19 protein-coding genes and 2 pseudogenes are annotated in these 21491 nt (G+C 42.9%); 11 read left to right on the top strand and 10 right to left on the bottom strand.

The annotated features are described in order from the left end of the window. The first annotated feature begins 9 nt into the window (after positions 1 to 9). Positions 10 to 468: a hypothetical protein gene (locus J4N40_RS18880; RefSeq protein ID WP_005388759.1), complete on the top strand. Its 459-nt coding sequence runs from the start codon at positions 10 to 12 to the stop codon at positions 466 to 468. A gap of 328 nt (positions 469 to 796) precedes the next feature. Next, positions 797 to 1803, top strand: a pseudogene (locus tag J4N40_RS18875) (metal-dependent hydrolase). A gap of 40 nt (positions 1804 to 1843) precedes the next feature. On the opposite strand, the gene J4N40_RS18870 reads toward J4N40_RS18875, so the two are convergent. The 4 genes from J4N40_RS18870 to J4N40_RS18855 all read right to left on the bottom strand — a co-directional run bounded on the left by J4N40_RS18870 (position 1844) and on the right by J4N40_RS18855 (position 6001). Continuing rightward, complete coding sequence (locus J4N40_RS18870) at positions 1844 to 2236, bottom strand: hypothetical protein (protein ID WP_064354741.1); 393 nt, start codon at positions 2234 to 2236, stop codon at positions 1844 to 1846. Positions 2237 to 2728: 492 nt separating this feature from the next. Then, the gene (locus J4N40_RS18865) at positions 2729 to 4489 is read right to left on the bottom strand and encodes an ABC transporter ATP-binding protein/permease (protein WP_115386621.1); all 1761 of its coding nucleotides are present in this window, start codon (positions 4487 to 4489) and stop codon (positions 2729 to 2731) included. Between the two features lie 117 nt (positions 4490 to 4606). After that, complete coding sequence (locus J4N40_RS18860; RefSeq protein ID WP_104976122.1) at positions 4607 to 5134, bottom strand: DUF6795 domain-containing protein; 528 nt, start codon at positions 5132 to 5134, stop codon at positions 4607 to 4609. 252 nt (positions 5135 to 5386) lie between these two features. After that, positions 5387 to 6001, bottom strand: coding sequence for a 3'-5' exonuclease (locus J4N40_RS18855; protein ID WP_169644072.1), 615 nt, complete (start codon positions 5999 to 6001; stop codon positions 5387 to 5389). Between the two features lie 356 nt (positions 6002 to 6357). Here J4N40_RS18855 and J4N40_RS18850 point away from each other — a divergent pair, with 356 nt between their 5' ends. The 4 genes from J4N40_RS18850 to J4N40_RS18835 all read left to right on the top strand — a co-directional run bounded on the left by J4N40_RS18850 (position 6358) and on the right by J4N40_RS18835 (position 9493). Then, entirely contained in the window at positions 6358 to 7218 is an 861-nt protein-coding gene (locus J4N40_RS18850; RefSeq protein WP_104976121.1) for an immunity 49 family protein, read from the top strand. Positions 7219 to 7355: 137 nt separating this feature from the next. Further along, positions 7356 to 8432, top strand: a complete 1077-nt coding sequence (locus tag J4N40_RS18845) for a threonine aldolase family protein (protein ID WP_115386622.1) — start codon at positions 7356 to 7358, stop codon at positions 8430 to 8432. Between the two features lie 82 nt (positions 8433 to 8514). Then, entirely contained in the window at positions 8515 to 8775 is a 261-nt protein-coding gene (locus tag J4N40_RS18840; protein WP_005376453.1) for a DUF5062 family protein, read from the top strand. A gap of 223 nt (positions 8776 to 8998) precedes the next feature. After that, entirely contained in the window at positions 8999 to 9493 is a 495-nt protein-coding gene (locus J4N40_RS18835) for a YcxB family protein (protein WP_005376446.1), read from the top strand. 826 nt (positions 9494 to 10319) lie between these two features. On the opposite strand, the gene J4N40_RS18830 is transcribed toward J4N40_RS18835, so the two are convergent. Next, the gene (locus J4N40_RS18830) at positions 10320 to 11516 is read right to left on the bottom strand and encodes a lipase family protein (RefSeq protein WP_115386625.1); all 1197 of its coding nucleotides are present in this window, start codon (positions 11514 to 11516) and stop codon (positions 10320 to 10322) included. Further along, a complete protein-coding gene (locus J4N40_RS18825; RefSeq protein ID WP_115386626.1) occupies positions 11516 to 12085 on the bottom strand; it encodes a DUF6795 domain-containing protein in 570 nt (189 codons plus the stop codon). Before J4N40_RS18825 ends, J4N40_RS18830 begins: the two co-directional genes overlap by 1 nt. Positions 12086 to 12400: 315 nt before the next feature. On the opposite strand from J4N40_RS18825, the gene J4N40_RS24630 reads away from it, so the two are divergent. After that, positions 12401 to 12646: a transposase gene (locus J4N40_RS24630; protein WP_115386929.1), complete on the top strand. Its 246-nt coding sequence runs from the start codon at positions 12401 to 12403 to the stop codon at positions 12644 to 12646. 203 nt (positions 12647 to 12849) lie between these two features. After that, positions 12850 to 13002 (top strand): annotated as a pseudogene (locus J4N40_RS18820) (YcxB family protein); the annotation flags it as partial. A 119-nt stretch (positions 13003 to 13121) separates the two neighbouring features. On the opposite strand, the gene J4N40_RS18815 reads toward J4N40_RS18820, so the two are convergent. The 3 genes from J4N40_RS18815 to J4N40_RS18805 form a co-directional block, all read right to left on the bottom strand. Beyond that, positions 13122 to 13862 (bottom strand): helix-turn-helix domain-containing protein, encoded by a 741-nt coding sequence (locus J4N40_RS18815; protein WP_169644074.1) that lies wholly within the window; start codon positions 13860 to 13862, stop codon positions 13122 to 13124. A 104-nt stretch (positions 13863 to 13966) separates the two neighbouring features. Further along, the gene (locus J4N40_RS18810; RefSeq protein ID WP_005376442.1) at positions 13967 to 14428 is read right to left on the bottom strand and encodes a carboxymuconolactone decarboxylase family protein; all 462 of its coding nucleotides are present in this window, start codon (positions 14426 to 14428) and stop codon (positions 13967 to 13969) included. 195 nt (positions 14429 to 14623) lie between these two features. Further along, on the bottom strand, positions 14624 to 15535 hold the full coding sequence (locus J4N40_RS18805; RefSeq protein ID WP_250654646.1) for a DMT family transporter: 912 nt from the start codon (positions 15533 to 15535) through the stop codon (positions 14624 to 14626). A 93-nt stretch (positions 15536 to 15628) separates the two neighbouring features. Between J4N40_RS18805 and J4N40_RS18800 the strand changes: the two genes are divergently transcribed. The 3 genes from J4N40_RS18800 to J4N40_RS18790 all read left to right on the top strand — a co-directional run bounded on the left by J4N40_RS18800 (position 15629) and on the right by J4N40_RS18790 (position 18280). Beyond that, positions 15629 to 16534 carry a LysR family transcriptional regulator gene (locus J4N40_RS18800; RefSeq protein ID WP_025767809.1) on the top strand — a complete coding sequence of 302 codons (906 nt, stop codon included), beginning with the start codon at positions 15629 to 15631 and terminating at the stop codon, positions 16532 to 16534. A gap of 266 nt (positions 16535 to 16800) precedes the next feature. Further along, positions 16801 to 17628 carry an MBL fold metallo-hydrolase gene (locus tag J4N40_RS18795; protein ID WP_025767808.1) on the top strand — a complete coding sequence of 276 codons (828 nt, stop codon included), beginning with the start codon at positions 16801 to 16803 and terminating at the stop codon, positions 17626 to 17628. A 250-nt stretch (positions 17629 to 17878) separates the two neighbouring features. Next, entirely contained in the window at positions 17879 to 18280 is a 402-nt protein-coding gene (locus J4N40_RS18790; protein WP_005388788.1) for a VOC family protein, read from the top strand. A gap of 240 nt (positions 18281 to 18520) precedes the next feature. On the opposite strand, the gene gcvP is transcribed toward J4N40_RS18790, so the two are convergent. Beyond that, the gene (gene gcvP, locus J4N40_RS18785) at positions 18521 to 21385 is read right to left on the bottom strand and encodes an aminomethyl-transferring glycine dehydrogenase (protein WP_115386629.1); all 2865 of its coding nucleotides are present in this window, start codon (positions 21383 to 21385) and stop codon (positions 18521 to 18523) included. Between the last annotated feature and the right edge of the window lie 106 nt (positions 21386 to 21491).

Genomic DNA, 21491 nt, shown 5'->3' with positions numbered 1-21491 from the left:
AGTGATTTTATGCTTCGTGATTACACCTTCGATTGTCTTGTAACTATGCCTCGCCATGAGCTGGAAGAGTTTAGTGCTCGTATGATCAGTAAAATGGTGCCAGAAGACGTGATGAATGAGCTGTTCACTTTTGATCAAGAAGAAGTGGATAGTGAAGACCGCATGTTGTCTGCACGTCTTGATGCAATGCTACGCATGACAGCAATCGCACTGAGTGAAATTCAACAAGCGTTTGATGACTCAGACAACGCAAAGCAAAATAGCGAGCGAATGACGCGATTGGTGCTTTGGCATTTCTACGCGATCTCATTCCGTTTGGAAGAGGCCATCACGCTAGAAACACACTGTGCTCTAGTGGAAAAACTAATCGAAAATGCACCTTCGGATGTTTTTGCGTGGGTAAAAACATTGACGGAGCTGCTGCACACTTACGCTGAAATCAACGCGAAAGAGAATCCTCAAGACTAAACACCTGTCGTTTATCGTTCAGTAAATTAGAAACAAGGCGAGCCATTTGGTTCGCCTTGTTTTTTCGCGTCAGATAAACCTTCGGGTTTGAAATACCAAACAAGCCTAGACTCAGATTTGTTCGTTCACTAGCGAACGGCGTGATTCCTTCTTACACTGAATCAAGGTGTTTGTTGCTAAACAAGCAAATGCATGACTAAGTCGTGTATTGTTTTCCACTTAAATGCGGATAATTTATGTCGAAGAACCTTCTGGTTTTTAAATTGGAACCGACTATTGAGCGTTCACGCTTTCCAGCTGAGCTTCATCTATCTAAAGGAAGTGAACGATGGATCCGTTAACGCAAGGTTTATTGGGTGCAGCTTTGCCACTGGCCGTGAGCAACAAGCGAAACCTTGCAGTTGTTGGCGTGTTGGGCGTGTGGTCTCTGGGATGGCTCCGGATTTAGATGTGCTCATCCGTTCTTCAACTGATCCTTTGCTGTATTTGGAATACCATCGCCAATTTACTCACTCGCTCTTGTTTATCCCGTTTGGTAGTTTCATTTGTGCTTTGGTGTTGTATCCATTGTTCGCAAAAAAGCGAGGACTAAGCTTCCGGCAGAGTTGGTTTTACTGCGCGCTTGGTTATAGTACCCATGCGTTATTAGACGCATGCACCAGTTATGGAACACAGCTTCTATGGCCGATAAGCAACACGCGTTATGCTTGGAACACTATTTCGGTAATCGACCCCGCGTTCACACTCCCTATTTTAATATTGCTTTTGTTTGTTGCACTGAAGCGAAGCCCAAACTATGCCCGCATTGCATTTTTATGGTGCCTGGCTTACCTAAGTCTTGGAATGATCCAGCGAGATAGAGCAGAAGTAGCTGGTTGGGAAATCGTCAAAGAGCGACAACACAACGCTGTACAATTAAAAGCCAAACCAAGTTTCAGCAATCTTTTGGTTTGGAAACTAATTTATGAAACGGAAGAGAGCTACTATGTAGATGCCGTAAGGGTGGGGCGTTCAATAAAAATTTACCCTGGCGAATCAACTCCAAAGTTAAATATAAAAGAGCAATTTCCGTGGCTAAACCCGCAATCGCAACAAGCAAGAGACATCGAACGTTTCCGTTGGTTTTCAAACGGTTTTGTAGCGACGGATCCGAATAATGAAATGCGAATTGTTGATATGCGTTATTCCATCGTACCAAACCAAATTAATGCGTTATGGGGCATCAATCTATCCCCAAAAGCCAGCGCAGACGCGCACGTTGAATACACTGCTCATCGAGGAAGTACTGCAGAAGATCGCCAAGTTTTCTTCAACATGCTTACGGATTTTGAGTGATGGCTTTACTTTGGATACCGATGCGGTGTCGTAGTAACCATTACGTAGACTGAAAGTCCTTTACTAGGGTCGGCTTGCTAGCGAAGAAAATCTTGCCAAACAGGGACTTGTACTTCCAGCCAAGAGACAAAAGCCGTTTAGCTAAGTTCTTGTTTTCAATGATTGCAACCTCAACACCTTGGTAGTGGTAAGGATTGCTTTTGATATAGTCGATAAATGCAGTAAGCACGCCTTGCCCGCGAACGGAGGGTGCAAAGTTGACTGCTACAATAGAAAAGCGTTGGCTACCTGCTGGGCAACGGACTAAACAGTGCCCAAGAGGATGAGTAATAGTCTCAGAAAATTCAGGAAAAGGGCGAGACTCAAGCTCTTGAGAAAGCGCATCGTATCGCTGACATAGATAAGAAAATAGTTGTTTCGCTTCGCTGTTCATATCGGTGCCGCTTTTGTGTTGCTTGGTTTGAAGGCATTGATGTCTCAAACATTGTAACCATAGATAGCAACACAAAACGCGGTAAACTTTTTCAGTAATGATTTCCTATTTTTGAAACCTGAATTGTTACAAATGAAGTTGATTGGGTTTTATATGGTAGTTGTGAACGAGTATTTCTAGTTGAAGGGAGAATACGCTGGTTACTGGATTCTTACTGGAATTCCTTTGTTAAAAGGCGAGCTGCTTGGTTTAATGCCGCTCGTTTAACTGCGAGTGGCATCTGTTGTATTTCGTCACCTTGTACAGCGACGATGGGACATGATGTGGGATCTTCTATCCTAGCTCTTCATGGTCTAAATTATCTCATTAACCACTCAGAGCTAGATTCTTAGTCTCGCCAAGGCTCGCTGGACTGACACAAAAACATCGTTAAACTCCTGTTATTAAATTATTTGGTCCGCCTTTGCTTACTTTTGAACGCTTAACTAGGCGTTACTCCAAGTGCTTAAATTGCAATGCCACAAGTCGCTGATACAACTCACAGCTTTGCATTAATGATTGGTGGTTACCGACATCGACTAACTCGCCATTGTCGAGCACCGCAATTTTATCCGCATGTTGGATAGTCGAAAGACGATGAGCAATAATCAGCGTTGTGCGTCCTTTCATTAGAGCTTCAAGTGCTTGTTGAACGTGATGTTCACTTTCACTATCAAGGGCGCTGGTAGCTTCGTCTAGCAGTAAGATTTTTGGATCTTTTAGAATCGCGCGAGCAATCGCAATACGCTGCTTTTGTCCGCCCGATAGCCTAACGCCGCGCTCCCCTAAAAAGCTGTGATAGCCCTCGGGAAGCTTCTCAATAAACTCATGGGCATGGGCTTTTTTCGCGGCTTCGATAACTTGTTCATCCGTGGCTTCTGGATTGCCGTAACGAATATTGTGAAACACATCATGGCTAAACAGCGCTGGTTGTTGAGGTACGAGTGCCATTTGGCGTCGAAGCTCGTTTGGATCGAACTGTCGAATGTCTTCGCCACCAAACAACACTTGCCCCTGTTGTGGGTCATAAAAGCGTTGCAGCAGTTCGAATAGCGTTGTTTTACCTGCACCAGAAGGGCCGACCAACGCCAACACTTTTCCTTGTTCAGCAGTTAGATTTAACTCTTTGATAGCTGGTTGATTTGGGCGAGAAGGGTAGTTGAAACTCACCGAATTAAAGTTAACCTCAGCAGGCATGTCGGCACGGACAGGCAAATGGTTGCTTGGCGCTTTAATATCACTGGCTACTTGAAGGATCTCAATCAGCCGTTCGGTAGCACCTGCGGCTCTTTGCAATTCACCCATGACTTCGGAAATGGTTGCAGTCGATGAGGCAACCATAATGGCATAAAACACAAATGCGGCTAGGTCACCCGCAGACATTTTTCCGTGAATCACATCGCTGCCGCCTACCCAAAGCATGCCTGCAATCGCGCTGAACACAATCACAATAACGCCTGATATCAGGATCGCTCGCTGCTTTACTCTCTGTCTACCTATTTCATAAGCTTTTTCCACCTCGACAGCGAAAGCCGCTCGTTCATGCGACTCTGAGCTAAAACTTTGCACGGTTTTAATATGTTCTATCGCTTCTCCAGCGTAGCTTCCGACATCGGCCATTGAATCCTGACTTTTGCGAGAGAGCGCACGCACGCGTCGTCCATAAAACAAAATTGGTACCAAAACCAAAGGCACAGAAGCAAGCACAATCAGCGTGAGCTTAACGTTGGTAGCGAATAACATAATGATGGCACCAAAACACATCAAAGCGCTACGCATCGCCATCGAGAACGATGAACCAATAATGCTTTGCAGCAATGTGGTATCGGTAGTCAGGCGCGACATTATGTCGCCACTACTGTTAGTCTCAAAATAGCTCGGATGCAGCGTAATCACATGGTTAAACACTGCAAGGCGAATATCCGCACTAACGCGCTCACCTACGGCAGAGACAAGGTAAAAGCGAAAGAAAGTCCCAATGGCAATACACAATGTGACACCGACAATAAACTGAATCGCATTGGTGAGCTCTTGCAATGATTGCTGAGCAAAGCCTTGGTCGATAAGAATGCGCACTCCATAGCCAACGGATAACGTCAAACTTGCTGTCGCGACAAGGGCAACCAAGGCTGCCGCAACCCGCCATTTATAAGGTGCAATAAAGGTGCTGAGTTTAAGAAGAATGCTGAGGTTTTTGTTATTTTTTCTGCTCATGAGTGACTCACAAAGCGTTTTAGGTACCTGGCATAGTAAGCCAGTTTGGTTGGTGAGACCAGCGATCTACCGCGTTCGGATTAGGAAGTTGAGGAGTTTGATAGAGTAAACATTACTCTATCTGTTTACTTTTAAGTAATCACTTAAGTCACATTGACTACTTACGGAATCCCCATAGGATTGAAATTCAAACTTTCTGATGGGGTTGGTGGCTTCGCAGTTTAAATTAGACATATTTACTCTTTCCTTCATACCGATGACATGATGCCTGAAAATTCCTTTCCAAATAACAACCTTTTGATTGGCAACGGTTGTGGTCACTTCTACACTGCATATTGTTTGAAATAGGCCATCGAAAATACTTAGAACTTTGTTCCTTTTTCTGAAAACAGGATCAAACTTGAATTCCCCATTTGTATTCGTGGTGAAGCTACGTTCGAAAGAACGATTTGCTGACCGAATGTTAAGTACTACATTTGCATTCTTTATGGGAGTATCGTTCTTCGTAATACGTCCTTTTATGCTTGGTGTAAACTCTTGAGCTTCCTTACCAAAAAATAAAAAGCCAACAGCAAAAACAGAAATCAGTACGAGTATGAGTAAAGCTGCAAACTGTTCTAAGAACAGAAAAACATTGTTGATCATCGCTTACAAATCAGTAGTCAGTGAATACACCTCGAATTGTTGCGTATTGTCTCGAATGACTATAGCGAGTATCTAAATCGGTGAGACATAATTCACGATTTTTTTAGAAGTTTTGGAGGATAGAGTGACCCAGGCGATCTTTGTTTTGAAAAAGAAGCACTGCGATAGTGACAGATATAGCCAATATCGCATGTATATCGAAAATCACTTAAACGTCTAAGAGACTAGAATCAGCTTTCAGTTCGGAGGGGGTTACGCACGGCTTTTGGCGAGTAGCAGGTCGACTTTTCCTTTGGCTGTTTTACTGACCGTTTGCATCAACTGAAAACTTGGTTTTTCGACGCCTGAGTTTTCTATCCCTTCGACCATTAAGAGCCAAAGCTTGGCTGTCATTTGCGCATCGGCTAGTGCACGGTGGAAAACACCGTCGTTGTCGATATTTTTATAGCGAACAAGTTCACCTAGCTTATGTGATGGGGCTTCTTGAATGAGCCGTCTTGCTACCAGTAAGGAGCAAGCAAACTCACCCGAATAACCACAGTTGATTCGTTCAAGCTCTGCATCTAAAAATCGTTTATCGAAGGACGCGTTGTGAGCGACAAGGTTCTCGCCAGCAATGAACTCACTAAATGACGCCATTACCTCTTCGCAGCTTGGTGCCGATCGCAACATATTGTTGGTAATGCCGGTGTAGTTCTCAATGAAAGAACTCACTCTGAAACCGGGATTCATGAGTTGCTGAAAGCTATCGACAACCTCGCCATTGACTAACTTTACTGCACCAATTTCTATTGCGCGATCACCTAAAGTAGGAGAGAGACCTGTGGTTTCAAAGTCGAGTACGACCACAGAGTTTGCTTGAGGCATAAAATTTTCCAGCTGAGTAATATTGCGCAAGAGTATTATTGAAAGCGACAGAAAAAGAAAGGCGAACACAATGGTGAATATCTGTCTATCTTTACTCCACAAAGTCAGTGTTCGTCGTCCACTGTTTATGGACAGGCACGTTCTGGCTTACCCATCGCGGCTTGTGCGGTAGCCTTATATTTCAAATGTTTTTCGGCTTTTCGATTCATTTCAATTAAGCATTAACTTTCGATATAAAATACTGATTATAAATTGATTTTATAAATCCACTTCGGCATCATTCACGGCTTGATTTTAAAGATGAATGTCATCACGGCAAAAAATTAGAACAACTTATAATGCGAGGCTAGGGAACGATGGAACAAATGAAAAATCACTATTTAGAGATACCTGAAGAAAGAAAATTGCGTATTTTTCGTGAAGAAGACGAACGTTTCTACAGCTTTTGGGAAAAAATGCTTGATGAAAAGCAGTCCTTTTATCAACAACCTCTCAAAAGAATGAAAGGCGACGCTTGGTATTCGCTTGATGCATTCTTCACTGCTTCAAAATACGGACAACATCAGGCCTCACCAGCTTATATAAAAAGAGCGCTTGAGTTACTGAATAACGTGTACTTGCTGGCCAATCATTCAGACAAAGTGGTTGAATTCTCCGTTGGGCAACGACATTTTTCGGAAGTAGGTAACCGTTCTATTGCAGGGGGAACGATGGATGCTTGGTTGGATGAAATCTGTTTAGCGATGGCCGCGAGAGATTGGCGCTGCGTAGAGCTGATGACCATCATGGATGAGTCGTTAGTGCGTTTAAAAGATCCATTCGATGTTGCGCTAGTCGAGTTCGTTAACGGTGTATTTAGCAATTCATCAGCGTTACCAGAGTTATTGCAAACTGTGATGGAGAAATCCTCCCCGCAATACTTAGAATCAACCAGAGTGCCATATGTACACTCTTTGTTTATTCCATTTGTGAATGTGTTTGTTGCCATTATCGATGGCGATGAGGCACATTATCAAGAGGCACTGAGGGATGCGTTAGAGGCGCATTACCAGTTCTACATGAATGAAGATGTTCGCTATTCGCCAAAAGGAAATGTTTCTCTGAAACTGACTGGTCTTGCTGCATTAGCATACGATAAGTATGGCTGGACGATTCCAGAAGCCGCATATTTACCGAAATGGCTTGTTTACGGTGAGCATGATCTTCGTTCTGCGTAAATCACTCTTAAGTTAAATCTATGTCCAATCGGAGGTTCAGCATGGAAGCATAAGCAGAAAATGCATCGCGAAAATGCAGTTTACGCCTCCGTTTTAACAAGTTACATTGTTGAAACTTTGATTCAAAGGACAGAACAATGAGTGCCCACCTAAAACAGCTTTGTCATACCCATCTCTCCGGTAATAAAGAAGATTCTCCAGCCGAACACTTTGCGAAAATGGCGAAGTGGTGCGAAGAAAACAACGTTAATCACGATGTCTACGGTGAGGGAGAAACGATTCAAGCGTTCGAGCAAAAGGTTGCCGATCTGCTGGGTTACGAGGCAGGGCTTTTTGTTGTAACAGGAACGATGACGCAACCAACGGTGCTTGAAATTGTCACAAGACAAAAGCGTAATCCTATTGTCGCCATGCACGCATCTAGCCATATTCCGGTGCATGAAAAACAAGGTTATCAGCTTCAACATCGCTTTAGTATTTTGCCAGTAGGGAACCCTTATCAAACATGGAAGCTTGAGGATCTCACTGCGTGGCCGGATGAAATCGCAGCCGTTCTTTATGAACTCCCAATGCGAGAAATTGGCGGTCAGCTACCTTCATGGCAAGAACTAGAAGAAATTAAAACGTACTGCGCCGAAAATGACATTCATCTCCACATGGATGGCGCAAGACTATGGGAAACCGCAGCTTACTATCAGAAAAAATACCGCGAGATCGCCGCTAGTTTTGATACGACCTATGTTTCACTTTACAAAGGCATCAACGGCATGGGCGGCTCTATGCTGCTTGGCTCAAAGGCGTTCATTGAACTGGCCTCAATGTGGATGAAGCGCCAAGGTGGCAACCTGTATCACAGAACACCTTATGTGGTGTCTGCGGCGATGCAGTTTGATGAAAGGTTGGCACAAATGCCAGCTCTGTTTGAGCGAACAAAGCAGATCTACAAGATCATTAAAGAGTTCCCAACTTTGGCGGTAAGACCAACCCAGCCTCAAGCAAACATGTTGCACCTTATCCTGCCATTTAGCTGCGAAGAGTTGAAAGAACTCCAATACACGTTTGCCACGGAAAAGGGCATTTGGTTTGGTAACCCGCAAGTCACGGCACATCCAAATCAATCGATTATTGAATGGTATGTTGGTGACTACCTGCTCAATCTTGGTGATGACGAATTAAGGTCGTTTTTCAATCAGTTACTCGGTAATAAGGCATAAACTTATCAATATGCGAGCTTACTAACACGCCATACGTGGCACTTCATGTATTCTTAATTGAAGCGAAGAAGAGGATTTATCAATGTCAAAAAGCTCCAAACTTCACAATGAAGACAAACTGGTTAAGAAGGCACTAGAGATTGGTGGGAAGATGGCGAAGCTACAAGGCTTTGACCTTCCTCAGTCACCACAACCTCTAAGAGTAAAAGCGATTTACCTATTCTTGGTTGATGCCAAACAGATCACCCCATTACCGGAAAGCAAGCTAGACGGCGCAAGCATCAAACACCGACTGGCAGTCTGGATACACAGTGCATTGCCAGACAACGACCCTCTAAAGTAGAAAACCTCATAAGTCATATAGGTCATTAATTAACTAGGCGAGCCAAATGGTTCGCCTTGTTTGATCTTGGCGAGTGCACCGAGGTCTTTTGGCGTGGCGGTATCATTGATTTACAAAACAAAATCAAAAGGACTAAAGATAAATCTCGAGAAGCGCTACAATGCAGGTGTTGCGAGAGTGCAACCAAGATTACTCATTTACAGAAGCCTTGAAGTAACCATACATGTCTAAAGATTTCGAATTCACTACAGAATACATACTCGACAAACCTTTCTTTGCTGAGTGTTATGATCAAACTAGCCAGCCAACGAAGTTCCCACAAGCGTACCTAAAAGGGATGCTGTTTCTTATCTTTGGTGTGGTTTTATTGGAGTTTGAACTGCTACCTAACGGTTATGTCGGTTGGTTCTTTATCGTATTGAGTGTGATTGAAGCGTGCAGCGTTTACTTCAAAAGAACTTGGTGGCTGTGGCGTCAAACCATCAGCTCAAGTCGCGGCAGTAAAGTGGTGTTTGAAGTGAATGCAGATGGCGTACGCTACAAAAGCGGTAAAGTTGACCGCAGCCTCGCTTGGAATGATATCGACCAACTCGAACAAACTGATTTGGGCTTTATCCTTCACCTTGGTAAACAACGCCAATACATCAGCAAATCTTGCTTAAACGAAGAAGTGATCGCGTTTATGGTAGAGCGGCACGCGGCATCAAAAGCGAGCTAACAAAAAAAGCGAGTCCGTGGGTTTGCTTTTTTGATCTTAGGGTTTGATGCTTATGGGGTAGCTCTGATTCAGACTCAAAATCTGAACCACTACACTCGGTGTTTCTGGTTGCGTCTTTCCAGTATATGGACTCCTTAAGTGTGCTGCGGAGTTAGTGTGTAAACTGAACCAAAAAAGTGGCAATGAGATAGTTTATTGTGAGCCTAAAGTGATGACGCCAACTTCTAGAGCATTTTTGCTCGATTACTATGTTCGGCAAAGGTTTTACATTCGTTAGTTTGTTGGATTTTCCCTAATAAAGTTCATGTGGCCAGTGTTGGACTTATGCGTCTAAAGGTAACTTCTATGCGGAAGAAACTTATTCGATTTGAGGGGGCTATCCATGGAATTGCGATTCGAGCCCCATGGGAGGCGTTCGAAGTTTTAGGGAAAGTAGCCTATGAGAATGGAGTGTGCAGCGAGAATCGAACCTACATCATCATCAGCTTGGAAGGGGGCGCAGTTCGGGTTTTGTAAGAGCTATTTCCCATTAAATCTATTTAATCTCAATTGTTTAAGTTACTTTTCCAACAGATATCCAAAAACAGTTGAAATTGTAAACCTACATTTTGGCTCCTAATCACGAATTTGAAAATAGTGAAAAATTCATTATTTTCAAATTCGTTTTGATAAATCGCGACCCGATTTGGTTAGAAAGTTTCATCTAAAAAGTGCTTAATAAGAATCCCATTTAGCGGCGTTATGTCAATGTCACCAGTTAACTTATGAGGTGATGAGTTCACCTCTAACTAAGCAATCACGTTACTATGCCATTGCAATGGTTAGGTTAACTTAGCAACGATATCGCTTGTTTAGATACTCTGACTAGTCGTCCAATGGTTCTTTCGAAAACCCATCTAATGAATCGGGCGGATAGATCCTCAATGATGGTCCCATAGTGGCCGGCAAAAACAAGCATATGGCCTAATAAGCCTTTTAGTTGCTCTTTATTGCGCTTAGATGATTTAGCAACGGCTTCTAGCTTTCTTGAAAGCCAATCATAAAAGGTCAAGCCAGCAATCACGCCTGCTTGAATCGTTACCGTTGACAAAAGAGCCACATCTTTCAAATAGGTGATAAGTGCGCCCTGTATTCTATCGGCCCAATACTCCGAAAAAGAAGCTTGATTTCGTTGCTCATACTTTAGACGGATAGGGGTAAATAAGTGGTCATTCGATTTCCTCTTCAACGCTCCCCAAGAATCCGAGGAAGCAGTGTTTAAGTAACCCGGATTTTTGTTTCTTGCCATCAAATGGGCTGATATGCTTAACCCAGTGCCAGAGTCCAAGCGGTACTCGCCTGTTGAGATTGGAGCATGAATAAATGGCCAAAGCGGTATTTTTGGTACAGGATCAGCACCATGCGTACATCGATAAACACCATCGTTTAGCTTTTCCGATGAGCGTGCGTATGCTTCCAGACCAACTCTAGGAGCGCCAAAGGTGTATAAGGTGGTTCTGACCTTCATCTCATTACGCACCCAATCAGCGCAAAGTGATGCGAGTGCTCCACCTAAGCTGTGCCCAACGCAATGTATACGTTTTGGTTTAGGATTCATCTGCATAATATACTGCTTCAACTTGGGGCTAAGACTTTGAAAACAATTGTTGAAACCAGCATGAGCGGGCGAACCGTTTGGTGATCCTTTCACCCCTATATTCGCATTTGTGATCCAGTCATTAGCATTTTGTGTTCCTCGAATTGAAATGACAATTTCATTCTCAAATGTAGAACCTTTACCAGTGCCAACCACTGCAAACGCCTCTGAAGTTCTCATCAAGCCAGGGATAACTTTACGCAATACCGGTACATTGGATAAACCCGCTACACCGCCTGTAAAACCATCAAATACATCATCTTCAGAAAAAGAAAAGTGATTTGAAAAACTGTTTTTGCCCGGCATGATAAAACGGCCATTATTTTCATAGGCTTTGTAAGGAATATCCGCTATTTCTGAAGCCATTTTTGGTGTTAACTTTGCCATTACGTGTCCTTATTTAGTAATATTTTTTCAGAAAATCCTTTCAAATCACACCTACTAATAATTTCAAGATCGAGGCCATTCTCAACAAATTTATTTTTAAAAAAGTAACGATATTCGTCCGAATTAATCTCACAACTTAAATCAAGAAGATTATCTGAAATAAATTCATAGGGTTTCACGTCAGAAAAGCGAGCCTCTAGTAAGTAGTATTTTTTTCCATCTACAAAAATGTAAATACCAATGTAGCTAGAGGATTCATGAAGGGCAGGTTCTTTAAACGTCTGATAGTGGTATGTAGGTTCGAAATGAAAATAACCATTTTCTGACGTAATTGTCTCGGTGATATAACGGTTTTTAGAAAAAGCCGTGTGTAGATAAACTACCTCGCTAGTAAACGCTTTCCCGTCTAAGTATAAGCGACCAGTAATCTCTGAGCTAAGTATGTATTGAAACTTTTTTGATTTGAAGAAATTAAACATATCTGCGTTACAACCTGTTGAGAGCAATAATATTGTGGCACTCATAAGGGAAACCAGTATTTTAGTCATTTGTTTGCCAATATTGTACATAGGTCAACCCATATCCACGCGTGAGACGATACTATGTCCTAATGCTCTCAAGTGCTAGCCTAGAACCGCCCCAATTCTCAAAAATAAGTCATGTCAAAGCTTATATCTAGGCATACTTTAAAAAATAATGTAAATGACATGTCTATTACTTTCATGGGTTAAACATAAGTAGACTCCCTCTGGCAAAAAATACCGAGCTATTCGTTAAAGTACTTATCCACGTCCATTTCGTAAGCTTGCATACTCATTGTCTCGTTCTGAATTCTTATCATGAAGATCAGTTAACAATAGCCACCGCGAAAATGGTTTTTTTTTATAACCGATAAAACATGGCGCCATCTCAACTTTTTTCAGCACCATTGCTATATCACAGCGAAAATACCTCGAGTTCACTATAAAGCTCATCTATGTGCTTGGGCAGGTTGGAGTGGTGTCAAAGATGAGCTTCCGAAAGCGAATGTTACTCTCGACTGGTTCCATGTAGTGTATTTATTTACACGAGCTGTTGATGACGCTCGAAAAACAATGATATGCAAAAAGCTCTTCGTTGGGCGGTGTTAAAGGATGCTGAGAGTCCGATGACAGATAGGCAAGTACAAGCTCTAGTTGACTAGAGCAAGTAAGAAAAGTCCTAACAACCTTAGAAAAGCACCCAGAGAGAATACTTCAACGTTGGAGCTCGACCTATGCTAATACCGAGAATTTTGACTGACCGAGGCACTGAATACTGTGGCCGTGTTGAACAGCATGATTACCAACTCTACCTAGCTATCAATGATATCGACCAACTCGAACAAACTGATTTGGGCTTTATCCTTCACCTTGGTAAACAACGCCAATACATCAGCAAATCTTGCTTAAGCGAAGAAGTGATCGCGTTTATGGTAGAGCGGCACGCGGCATCAAAAGCGAGCTAACCAACTCACATCAAGCTGGAATGAGCGATCGAAAAAGTAGGTGATATATGATCGAACATTGTAACAAGTATATGGTCGATTCTGAATCAATGGGGTTTGATGTAGAAAGCTAATAAGGTTTAGAGGTTTCTCTTTCGGACATACTGCTTCGGTGTCATGCGCGCAATCTGCTTACACTCTCTAGTCATGTGTGCTTGATCGGAAAAACCTTGCTCCAGCGCCAACTCCGATAAAGTAAGATCGGGTTGCGCTCGGAGTTGCTCTAAAGTGTGCTTCACTCGTTTAATGCGTTGGTAATGTTTAGGAGTAATCCCCAACCATTTCTGAAAATTGCGCTCTCTCTGGCGCTGACTGATGGTCCCTGTAGGTTGGTCAATAATGTGGCCGACATACTGCGGTTCATATTCCTCAATCAGTGTTTGAACCCAGCGATATAACGTAGAAATCCTTGCATATGGCGAACGAGCTATTTGCAGAGACTCAAATGTTGCTAGTGCAGAAGAAGCCAAAGGGTGGTCGTCTTGAATCCGCAATAGCTGTTCTAGACGTTTACCAAATAGTTGATAACCAACAGCAGGATGAAAGCGTACGCCAGTCATCACCGCGCCTGGCGGTAGGCAGACCTGATGTGCCAGAATGCTTATAGGCAGTAGGACAACCCCCGGCGTCTGCCACTCACCATCCATTTGTACTTCATTCTGTAAAATGAATACCACACCTGTACCAGCATCACTGAGTAATTGTTTACGTACGGTTTGCGTCGTATCAGGTTTGACGGATGCTGACCAAATGGCTTGAACATAGCCAGCTAAAGCCTTTTGAGGTTTTAAAATATCAAATTCTAAGTTCAAATGAATCATCCTATTTAACCTCAACTTAAATGAGAAAGTGATACACATGTACTTTTCTTCCTATTAAGTTGAGGTATAAGCATTGGCTTACAAGTAAGAACCGTCAAATAGAATTATCGAGGTTTATAGACTCCAACCTTTGGCTTAAATGCCTTAACTATTCGGTTCCAACTATTGATCGCGTTGATCGCAATTGTTAGGTTGACCATAGCTTCTTCTCCAAAGGTATTCAAGGTCAGCTGATAGGTATCATCATCTACTGGTAGGCCAGCAGTTAGTAATTCAGCCCAGCCAAGCGCAACGTGTTCTGCATCGCTGTAGAATGGCATATCTTTCCATGCACTAAGCCCCCATATGCGTTCCGGCTTTTCACCTAACTTAAGCGCATCTTTACTATGCATGTCGATACAAAATGCACATTGATTGATTTGCGATATGCGTAACTTAACCAGTTCCCATATGATCATGTTCATAGTTTCTGATTGGCTAAATTGTTCATGGAAGTAAGCTTCCTGAGCGTATAGGATTTCTATTGCTTTTGGCGCTACTTCAATATAGTTGAGTCGTTTTTTCATGGTCATTCTCCTCTGTTTTTTACATAGTAAAAAACGCTCTTAGCAAAAGATTGAAGATTTTCGACATGCACTCAATAAAGTTAGATAAAAGAGTGAACGACGAAAGCGAAAAGTGTACCTATTGGAAACCAAGAAAACTTATGCCAATTAACAAAGTATTGCTCTAAATAATGGACTTAAGGTTGGCGTCTATTTTTACTCCACCACCTTCCGTAAACGAGCAAAAGGTGCTGAGTTACCTATATACACACCAGCCGCAACGATAAAGACGCCTAAAACATTTTCCCATTGAGCCTGCTCACCAGAAATGAACGAAATCAGTAGAGTGAATACCGGCATAATATTAAATAATGGAGACATTTTATCTGGACCAAGAACGATAGCACCTTTCATCCAAAAATAATAAGCGATCAAAGTGCCAAACAGGCTCATGTACGCTATTAGTGATAAGTCTTTAAATGTTATGGCATTTAAGCTACGGCTAAAGTCGCCGTGGTACATCGCTATAGCGACCATTTGAATGGCACCAATACTTAACACCCAACGTAACTGCTGAGTTAATGGGATATGAGATGTTAAACGCTTCGCTAGAATTGTGTATAAACACCCACTAATTAAAGCAAATAACATGTATAGATCACCAATATTACTATTGCTGCTAATAGAATGAATATTTCCCCCTGTAATGACGATTACCACTCCACAAAAACTGATTAGTGCACCTAAAATAGTTTTAACCGAAATGGAAGTCTTGAGAATAACGCCCGACAACAAGATAGTGACAAGTGGTAGGTTTGCCTGAACAACCGCTGCGTTAACTGGGGTAGTAAATCTCATTGCAGAGAAAATAGAGAAGTTTTGGATAGTTACACCCACGGTTGCTATAACAAACAACGACAACATACTTTTTCGTGTGAGTTTGGCTCCATATGGAGAGCGTTTAGTACCTCTTATCAGTAAGAGTATTAAAGCTGCAACGGAAAATCGTAACGTCGCTGAATCCAAAGGAGAGACATCGCTATTAATAGCCTTTATTACGTTAAAGTTACTAGACCAAAAAAAGATAGCGACAACAACACCGCACCAAATTGATAAATGCTTAGACATAGATCTTCCTGATAAAAATTAACTTGACGCGATAATGCTATATATTTCATATTTGATTTTTAATAGCCAAATTTAAGAGGGTTAATCCCAAATATGGAACGTCACTCTTTGGATGACCTTTTGTTATTCGTTTCTGTTGCTCGCTATCAAAGCCTAACACAAGGATCTGAGCGTCTTAATGTCCCGTTAGCCACGCTAAGCCGGAAGTTAAAAAGGCTGGAAACAAACTTAAATTGCAGACTATTTAACCGCAGTGCACACCACTTTGCGTTAACAACTGATGGCGAAAAATATTATCAACTCTGTGAGCCGTTACTTCTTAGCTTAAATAATGTGACATCGAGAATTGCGACTGAGCGTCAGTCTTTAAGCGGAACGATCAAAATATCAGCGCCAATTAACATGACACAGATGTGGTTAAAGCGGTGCGTTTATGAATTTGCAGAGCAACATCCGAAGATATGTATCGATTTAGATGTACAGAATGAAAAAATCAATCTTGTATCTAACCGTGTCGATGTTAGTTTTCGTCTTGGTGATCTTATTGAACAAGACTGGATTGCTCAGAAATTATGGTCGATTCCATTTGCGCTTTGTGCATCACGAAGCTATTTAGAACAACACCAACCGATTACCCATCCAGAACAACTTGTTCATCATCGCCTAATTACGGTAAACAACGACAGCCAATGGAAATTAGTTAATCAAATCACCAATGAAACATTTGATCGTCCGCTAAAGTTTCAATTCACTTCAAATGATGTACTACTAGTTAGAGACGCCGTCATCCATGGTTTAGGAATTGCTTGGATTCCAACCTATTACTTTCATGAGCTAAATCATGATCAACATAACCTGCTGCCTTTGTTGCCAGAATGGCAATGCTCGGGTAAAGAAGTATTCATTATGTATCGAGACCGCGATAAAAGGCCTGCAAGAGTTGATGCATTTATTGAACATGTCTTAAATTGGAAAAATCGCATTCAAATGTTTGCTTGAAAGAGGTTTATCACATTGTGCTGTGCCGCTAACCTCAAGTGAAGCTTCATGACTCTGCTTCAATTGAGTTCATTTATTTAACCTCTAAAAGAATCATGAATACATAGGCAGTTAATAGGATTCGAGTTTACAAGTGATTCGGTCAGCTAAAACTCAAGCTAAGTAGAAAGTATTTGCAGTTGTATTTGCCTCTGAAAATCGTTTAGAGCTTTCTCATCCGCGAGGTTCTATAAGAAATTATTAAGGATATATTTGTGTGTGATTTCGTGAAAAAAATTATTGTAGGTTTACTTTTCAGTGCTTCGTCTTTTGCTTCCTTAAGTCAATATGTTCCAGCAATGAATGATAAGAACGGTTATGTAGAACCATTTCAAATGTTTGATAATGTCTATTATGTAGGAGACAAGTGGGTCTCATCATATGCCATTGCTACAGACGACGGACTCGTTATCATTGATACGCTTGACTTCCCTTACTCTGAGTGGATACCTATCAACCTAGAGAAGCTAGGGCTAAAAGATAAGCCAATAACGCACATATTGGTAACTCATGGGCATTCTGACCACGTTGGAGGCGCCCAGTTACTTCAAGAGAAGTATGGTTCCAAAGTCGTGATGACCAAAAGCGCTCATGAACTAGCTATACAGCAATCAAACAAAAGCGAAGGTGAGAACAAGTTCCTTCCTCCAAATTTAGACATAGAGATAAAAAGCGATAGCTCTATGGCTATTGGTGGACATGAGTTTAAGTTCTATCTCACACCTGGCCACACGGAAGGTGATTATTCCTTAGACTTCACTGTTGAAGATAATGGCGAACAATATCGTGCTTTTATCGTTGGTGGGCATAGCGTAAGTAGCAATGATCCAGAAGTTATTGGCCAGTTCCTGACTAGCATGGAGAAAATTAGAAAAATTTCACTACAGGCACCTATTGTGAACGTTAACCTTTCGAACCATCCACATAAAAATTTCCTTTTTGAAAATAGGAAGAAGCTCGGCACAAGCGGTAACCCGTTTATCAGTGAGGCAAACTTCTTCATGTTCCTTAAGCAACAAGAAGATTTAGCTAAGGGAAAACTAGAAGAACTATAATACCGTGGTATACGAGCAGCCTTCTTTATTAGGTTAGAGATTTGCTCTTGAGTTATAGCTAAGGCTTTAATAAGTTGCTCAATCAAGATTCGACACTGGTGGCAGCTATATTGTTTGTCGGTTCTAGTGACAAAGGCGCCGTGCGTAAGCATTCGTATTGTGTGCCTTACACATTTGCAAGGCGTTATGTGCTTTCTAGAAAAGTCTCAAAATAGAGTACAATTAGCGTTTTGACACAGCGGAAATCATCATGGCCAAAACTGTTCAGCAGCAAATCGGAAACATTGCTCTAGTCGTTGAAAATTACGACGATGCTATCGAATTCTATACTCAAAAACTTCAATTCACTCTGGTTGAAGATACCAACCTAGGTGGTGGTAAACGCTGGGTTCAAGTTTCTCCTCCAAACTCCAATGGTACAAACCTACTTTTAGCTCAAGCGAGTACACCGGAGCAAACGCATGCAGTAGGAAATCAAACAGGTGGTCGTGTTTTCCTGTTTCTGCAAACTAATGATTTTTGGCGTGACTACGAGTTGATGAAGAAAAATGGTGTTGTATTTAATGAAGAGCCTCGTGTGGAAGAATACGGGACAGTGGTGGTGTTCCAAGATCTCTATGGTAATAAGTGGGACTTACTGCAACTGAACTGAGAAACTACACAGCACCTGCATAACATAGTGTTCATGAGGAGTTTCCAACAAGCTTTTAAGGCTCTGAGATATTAGTGCTAATTCAAAGGTTCTCAGAAGTCACTGTATTTCTAAATCACTTTTGTGCAAACAATAACTAGCCATCATTCCTTCTCGATGTATCAACAAATGTTACGGCGGCACACCAAAAACAAAGGCGAACCAATCGGTTCGCCTTTGTTTATTTAGATTCTACAAAAATTAATCTTCGTAGTTATCGATGCTTGGGCATGAACAGATTAGGTTACGGTCGCCGTATACGTTATCTACGCGGTTTACCGTTGGCCAGTACTTCCAAGATTTGGTCGCTTTAGACGGGAAGCAGCCAATCTCGCGAGAGTAAGGGCGGTCCCAATCTTCAGCTGAAAGATCAACTTGTGTGTGTGGCGCGTTAACAAGTGGGTTGTTATCCAGTGGCCATTCACCGTTTTTCACTTTCTCCATTTCTTCGCGGATAGCGATCATCGCATCACAGAAGCGGTCCAGCTCTTCTAGATCTTCCGATTCCGTTGGCTCAACCATTAGCGTGCCCGCTACAGGGAACGACATAGTTGGTGCGTGGAAACCGTAGTCCATTAGACGTTTCGCGATGTCTTCTTCGCTGATACCTGTTTCTTCTTTCAGCGGACGAATGTCGATAATACATTCGTGCGCTACGCGGCCATTTTTGCCACGGTAAAGAACAGGGTAGTGTTGGCGAAGTGTTTCCATCACGTAGTTTGCGTTCAGAATTGCTACTTTTGTTGCATCTGTTAGGCCAGCTTCGCCCATCATTGCGATGTAAGCCCAAGAGATAGGTAGGATAGAAGCGCTACCCATATCCGCTGCGGATACTGCGAAATCTGCGCCTTCTACACCGTCTTCAATATGCCCTGGTAGGAAAGGAGCTAGGTGAGATTTCACACCGATAGGACCCATACCCGGACCGCCACCACCGTGCGGGATGCAGAAGGTTTTGTGTAGGTTTAGGTGAGAAACGTCTGAACCGATGAAGCCTGGTGATGTTAGACCAACCTGCGCGTTCATGTTAGCGCCGTCTAGGTAAACCTGACCACCGGCGGCATGAACCATTTCACACACTTCTTTCACTTTCTCTTCGTAAACGCCGTGCGTAGAAGGGTAAGTGATCATAATGCTTGATAGGTTGTCTTTGTGTTTCTCGATTTTCGCTGCTAGGTCGTCGATGTCGATGTTGCCTTCTTCATCACACTTAACCACAACCACTTTCATTGACACCATAGATGCTGTCGCAGGGTTAGTACCGTGCGCAGAGCTTGGGATCAAACATACGTTGCGGTGACCTTCGCCACGGCTTTCGTGGTAGCGTTGAATCGCGATAAGACCTGCGTACTCACCCGATGCACCAGAGTTTGGTTGTAGTGAGAATGCGTCATAGCCAGTGATTTCACATAGCTTTTCTTTAAGGTCTTTTGCGAGTGCTGCGTAACCAGCTGCTTGTTCTGTTGGTGCGAACGGGTGGATCGAACCAAACTCAGGCCAAGTAACTGGGATCATCTCTGCTGCTGCGTTCAGCTTCATCGTACAGCTGCCCAGTGGGATCATGCCGTGCGTGAGTGAGAAGTCTTTGTTCTCTAGCTGTTTTAGGTAACGCATCATCTGTGTTTCGCTGTGGTGCGTGTTAAACACAGGGTGTGTTAGATATTCTGTTGTGCGGCGCAATGCTTCTGGAATGGCTGCAAACTCGTTGCCCGCGATTTCAGTTGATAGTGCTGCCACTTCTTCTTTCACACCGAATACTGCGAATAGGGCTTCTACATCTGCCACGGTTGTGGTTTCGTCGAAGCTCACACCTAGCTGAGTACCCAACTTACGTAGGTTGATGTCTGCGGCTAGTGCTTTCGCGTATAGGTCTTCAGTTTGTGCACCTGTGTTGATAGTGATAGTGTCGAAGAAGCTGTTGTGAGCAAGCTCGAAGCCGCCTTTAGTTAGGCCAGCGGCTAAGATGGCTGTCATATGGTGCGTACGACGAGCAATCGTGCGTAGACCTTCTGCGCCGTGGTAAACCGCGTAGAAAGACGCCATGTTCGCTAGCAGTGCTTGAGCAGTACAGATGTTTGATGTCGCTTTTTCACGACGGATGTGCTGTTCACGCGTTTGCATTGCCATACGCAGTGCTTGGTTACCGTTGGTATCGATAGAAACACCGATAACACGACCAGGCATTGTACGCTTGTGCTTATCACGCGTTGCCATGAAAGCAGCGTGTGGACCGCCGTAACCCATCGGCACGCCAAAACGTTGTGCTGAACCGATTGCTACGTCTGCGCCCATTTCACCTGCAGGTTTAAGCAGGGTAGAAGCAAGAAGGTCCGTTGCTACAGTCACTAGTGTTTTGTTTGCTTGCGCTTTAGCGATGATGTCCGTTAGGTCACGAACTTCACCTGTTGTACTTGGGTATTGAACTAGTGCGCCGAACACGTCTTGCTCTGGTAGTGATTCTAAAGAACCAACCAAGACTTCAAAGCCGATGAATTTCGCACGAGTTTTTACCACTTCGATGGTTTGTGGGTGAACGTCGTCAGCAACGAAGAATACGTTGCTCTTGCTTTTACCCGCACGCTTACAAAGCGTCATCGCTTCTGCTGCTGCCGTTGCTTCATCAAGCAATGACGCGTTCGCGATTTCCATACCAGTAAGATCCATCACCATTTGTTGGTAGTTTAGAAGTGCTTCTAAACGACCTTGTGAGATCTCTGGTTGGTAAGGGGTGTAAGCAGTGTACCAGCCCGGGTTTTCCATCACGTTGCGTAGAATCACGTTCGGCGTGAAGGTGTTGTAGTAACCCTGACCAATAAATGTACGTTTAACTTGGTTCTGATCGGCGAACTTACGCATTGCTGCCAGCATGTCTGCTTCGCTTTTCGCTTCTGCCAAGCTCATTGGTTGCTCTAGGCGAATTTGTGCTGGTACGGTTTCGTCGATAAGCGAATCTAGGCTAACTGCGTTGATCGCTTCCAACATTTTCTGTTGGTCAGATTTGTTTGGTCCATTGTGGCGAGCAACGAACTCGTTTTGTGTGCTGAGGCTTTGAAGTAATTCAGTCATTGTCCTTTACCTACTCCTTGGTTCGGGTAACGGATTTGCGTTACTGATAAATTAAATTATACGTCCGAACCTAGAAAAAAAGCTGTTCTCTAAACAGGCTAGGGAA

The sequence above is a fragment of the Vibrio sp. SCSIO 43097 genome (genome assembly GCF_023650755.1).
GTDB lineage: Bacteria > Pseudomonadota > Gammaproteobacteria > Enterobacterales > Vibrionaceae > Vibrio > Vibrio alginolyticus.
The sequence above is the reverse complement of the archived record's forward strand: the minus strand, read 5'-3'. Positions and strand labels throughout refer to the sequence as shown.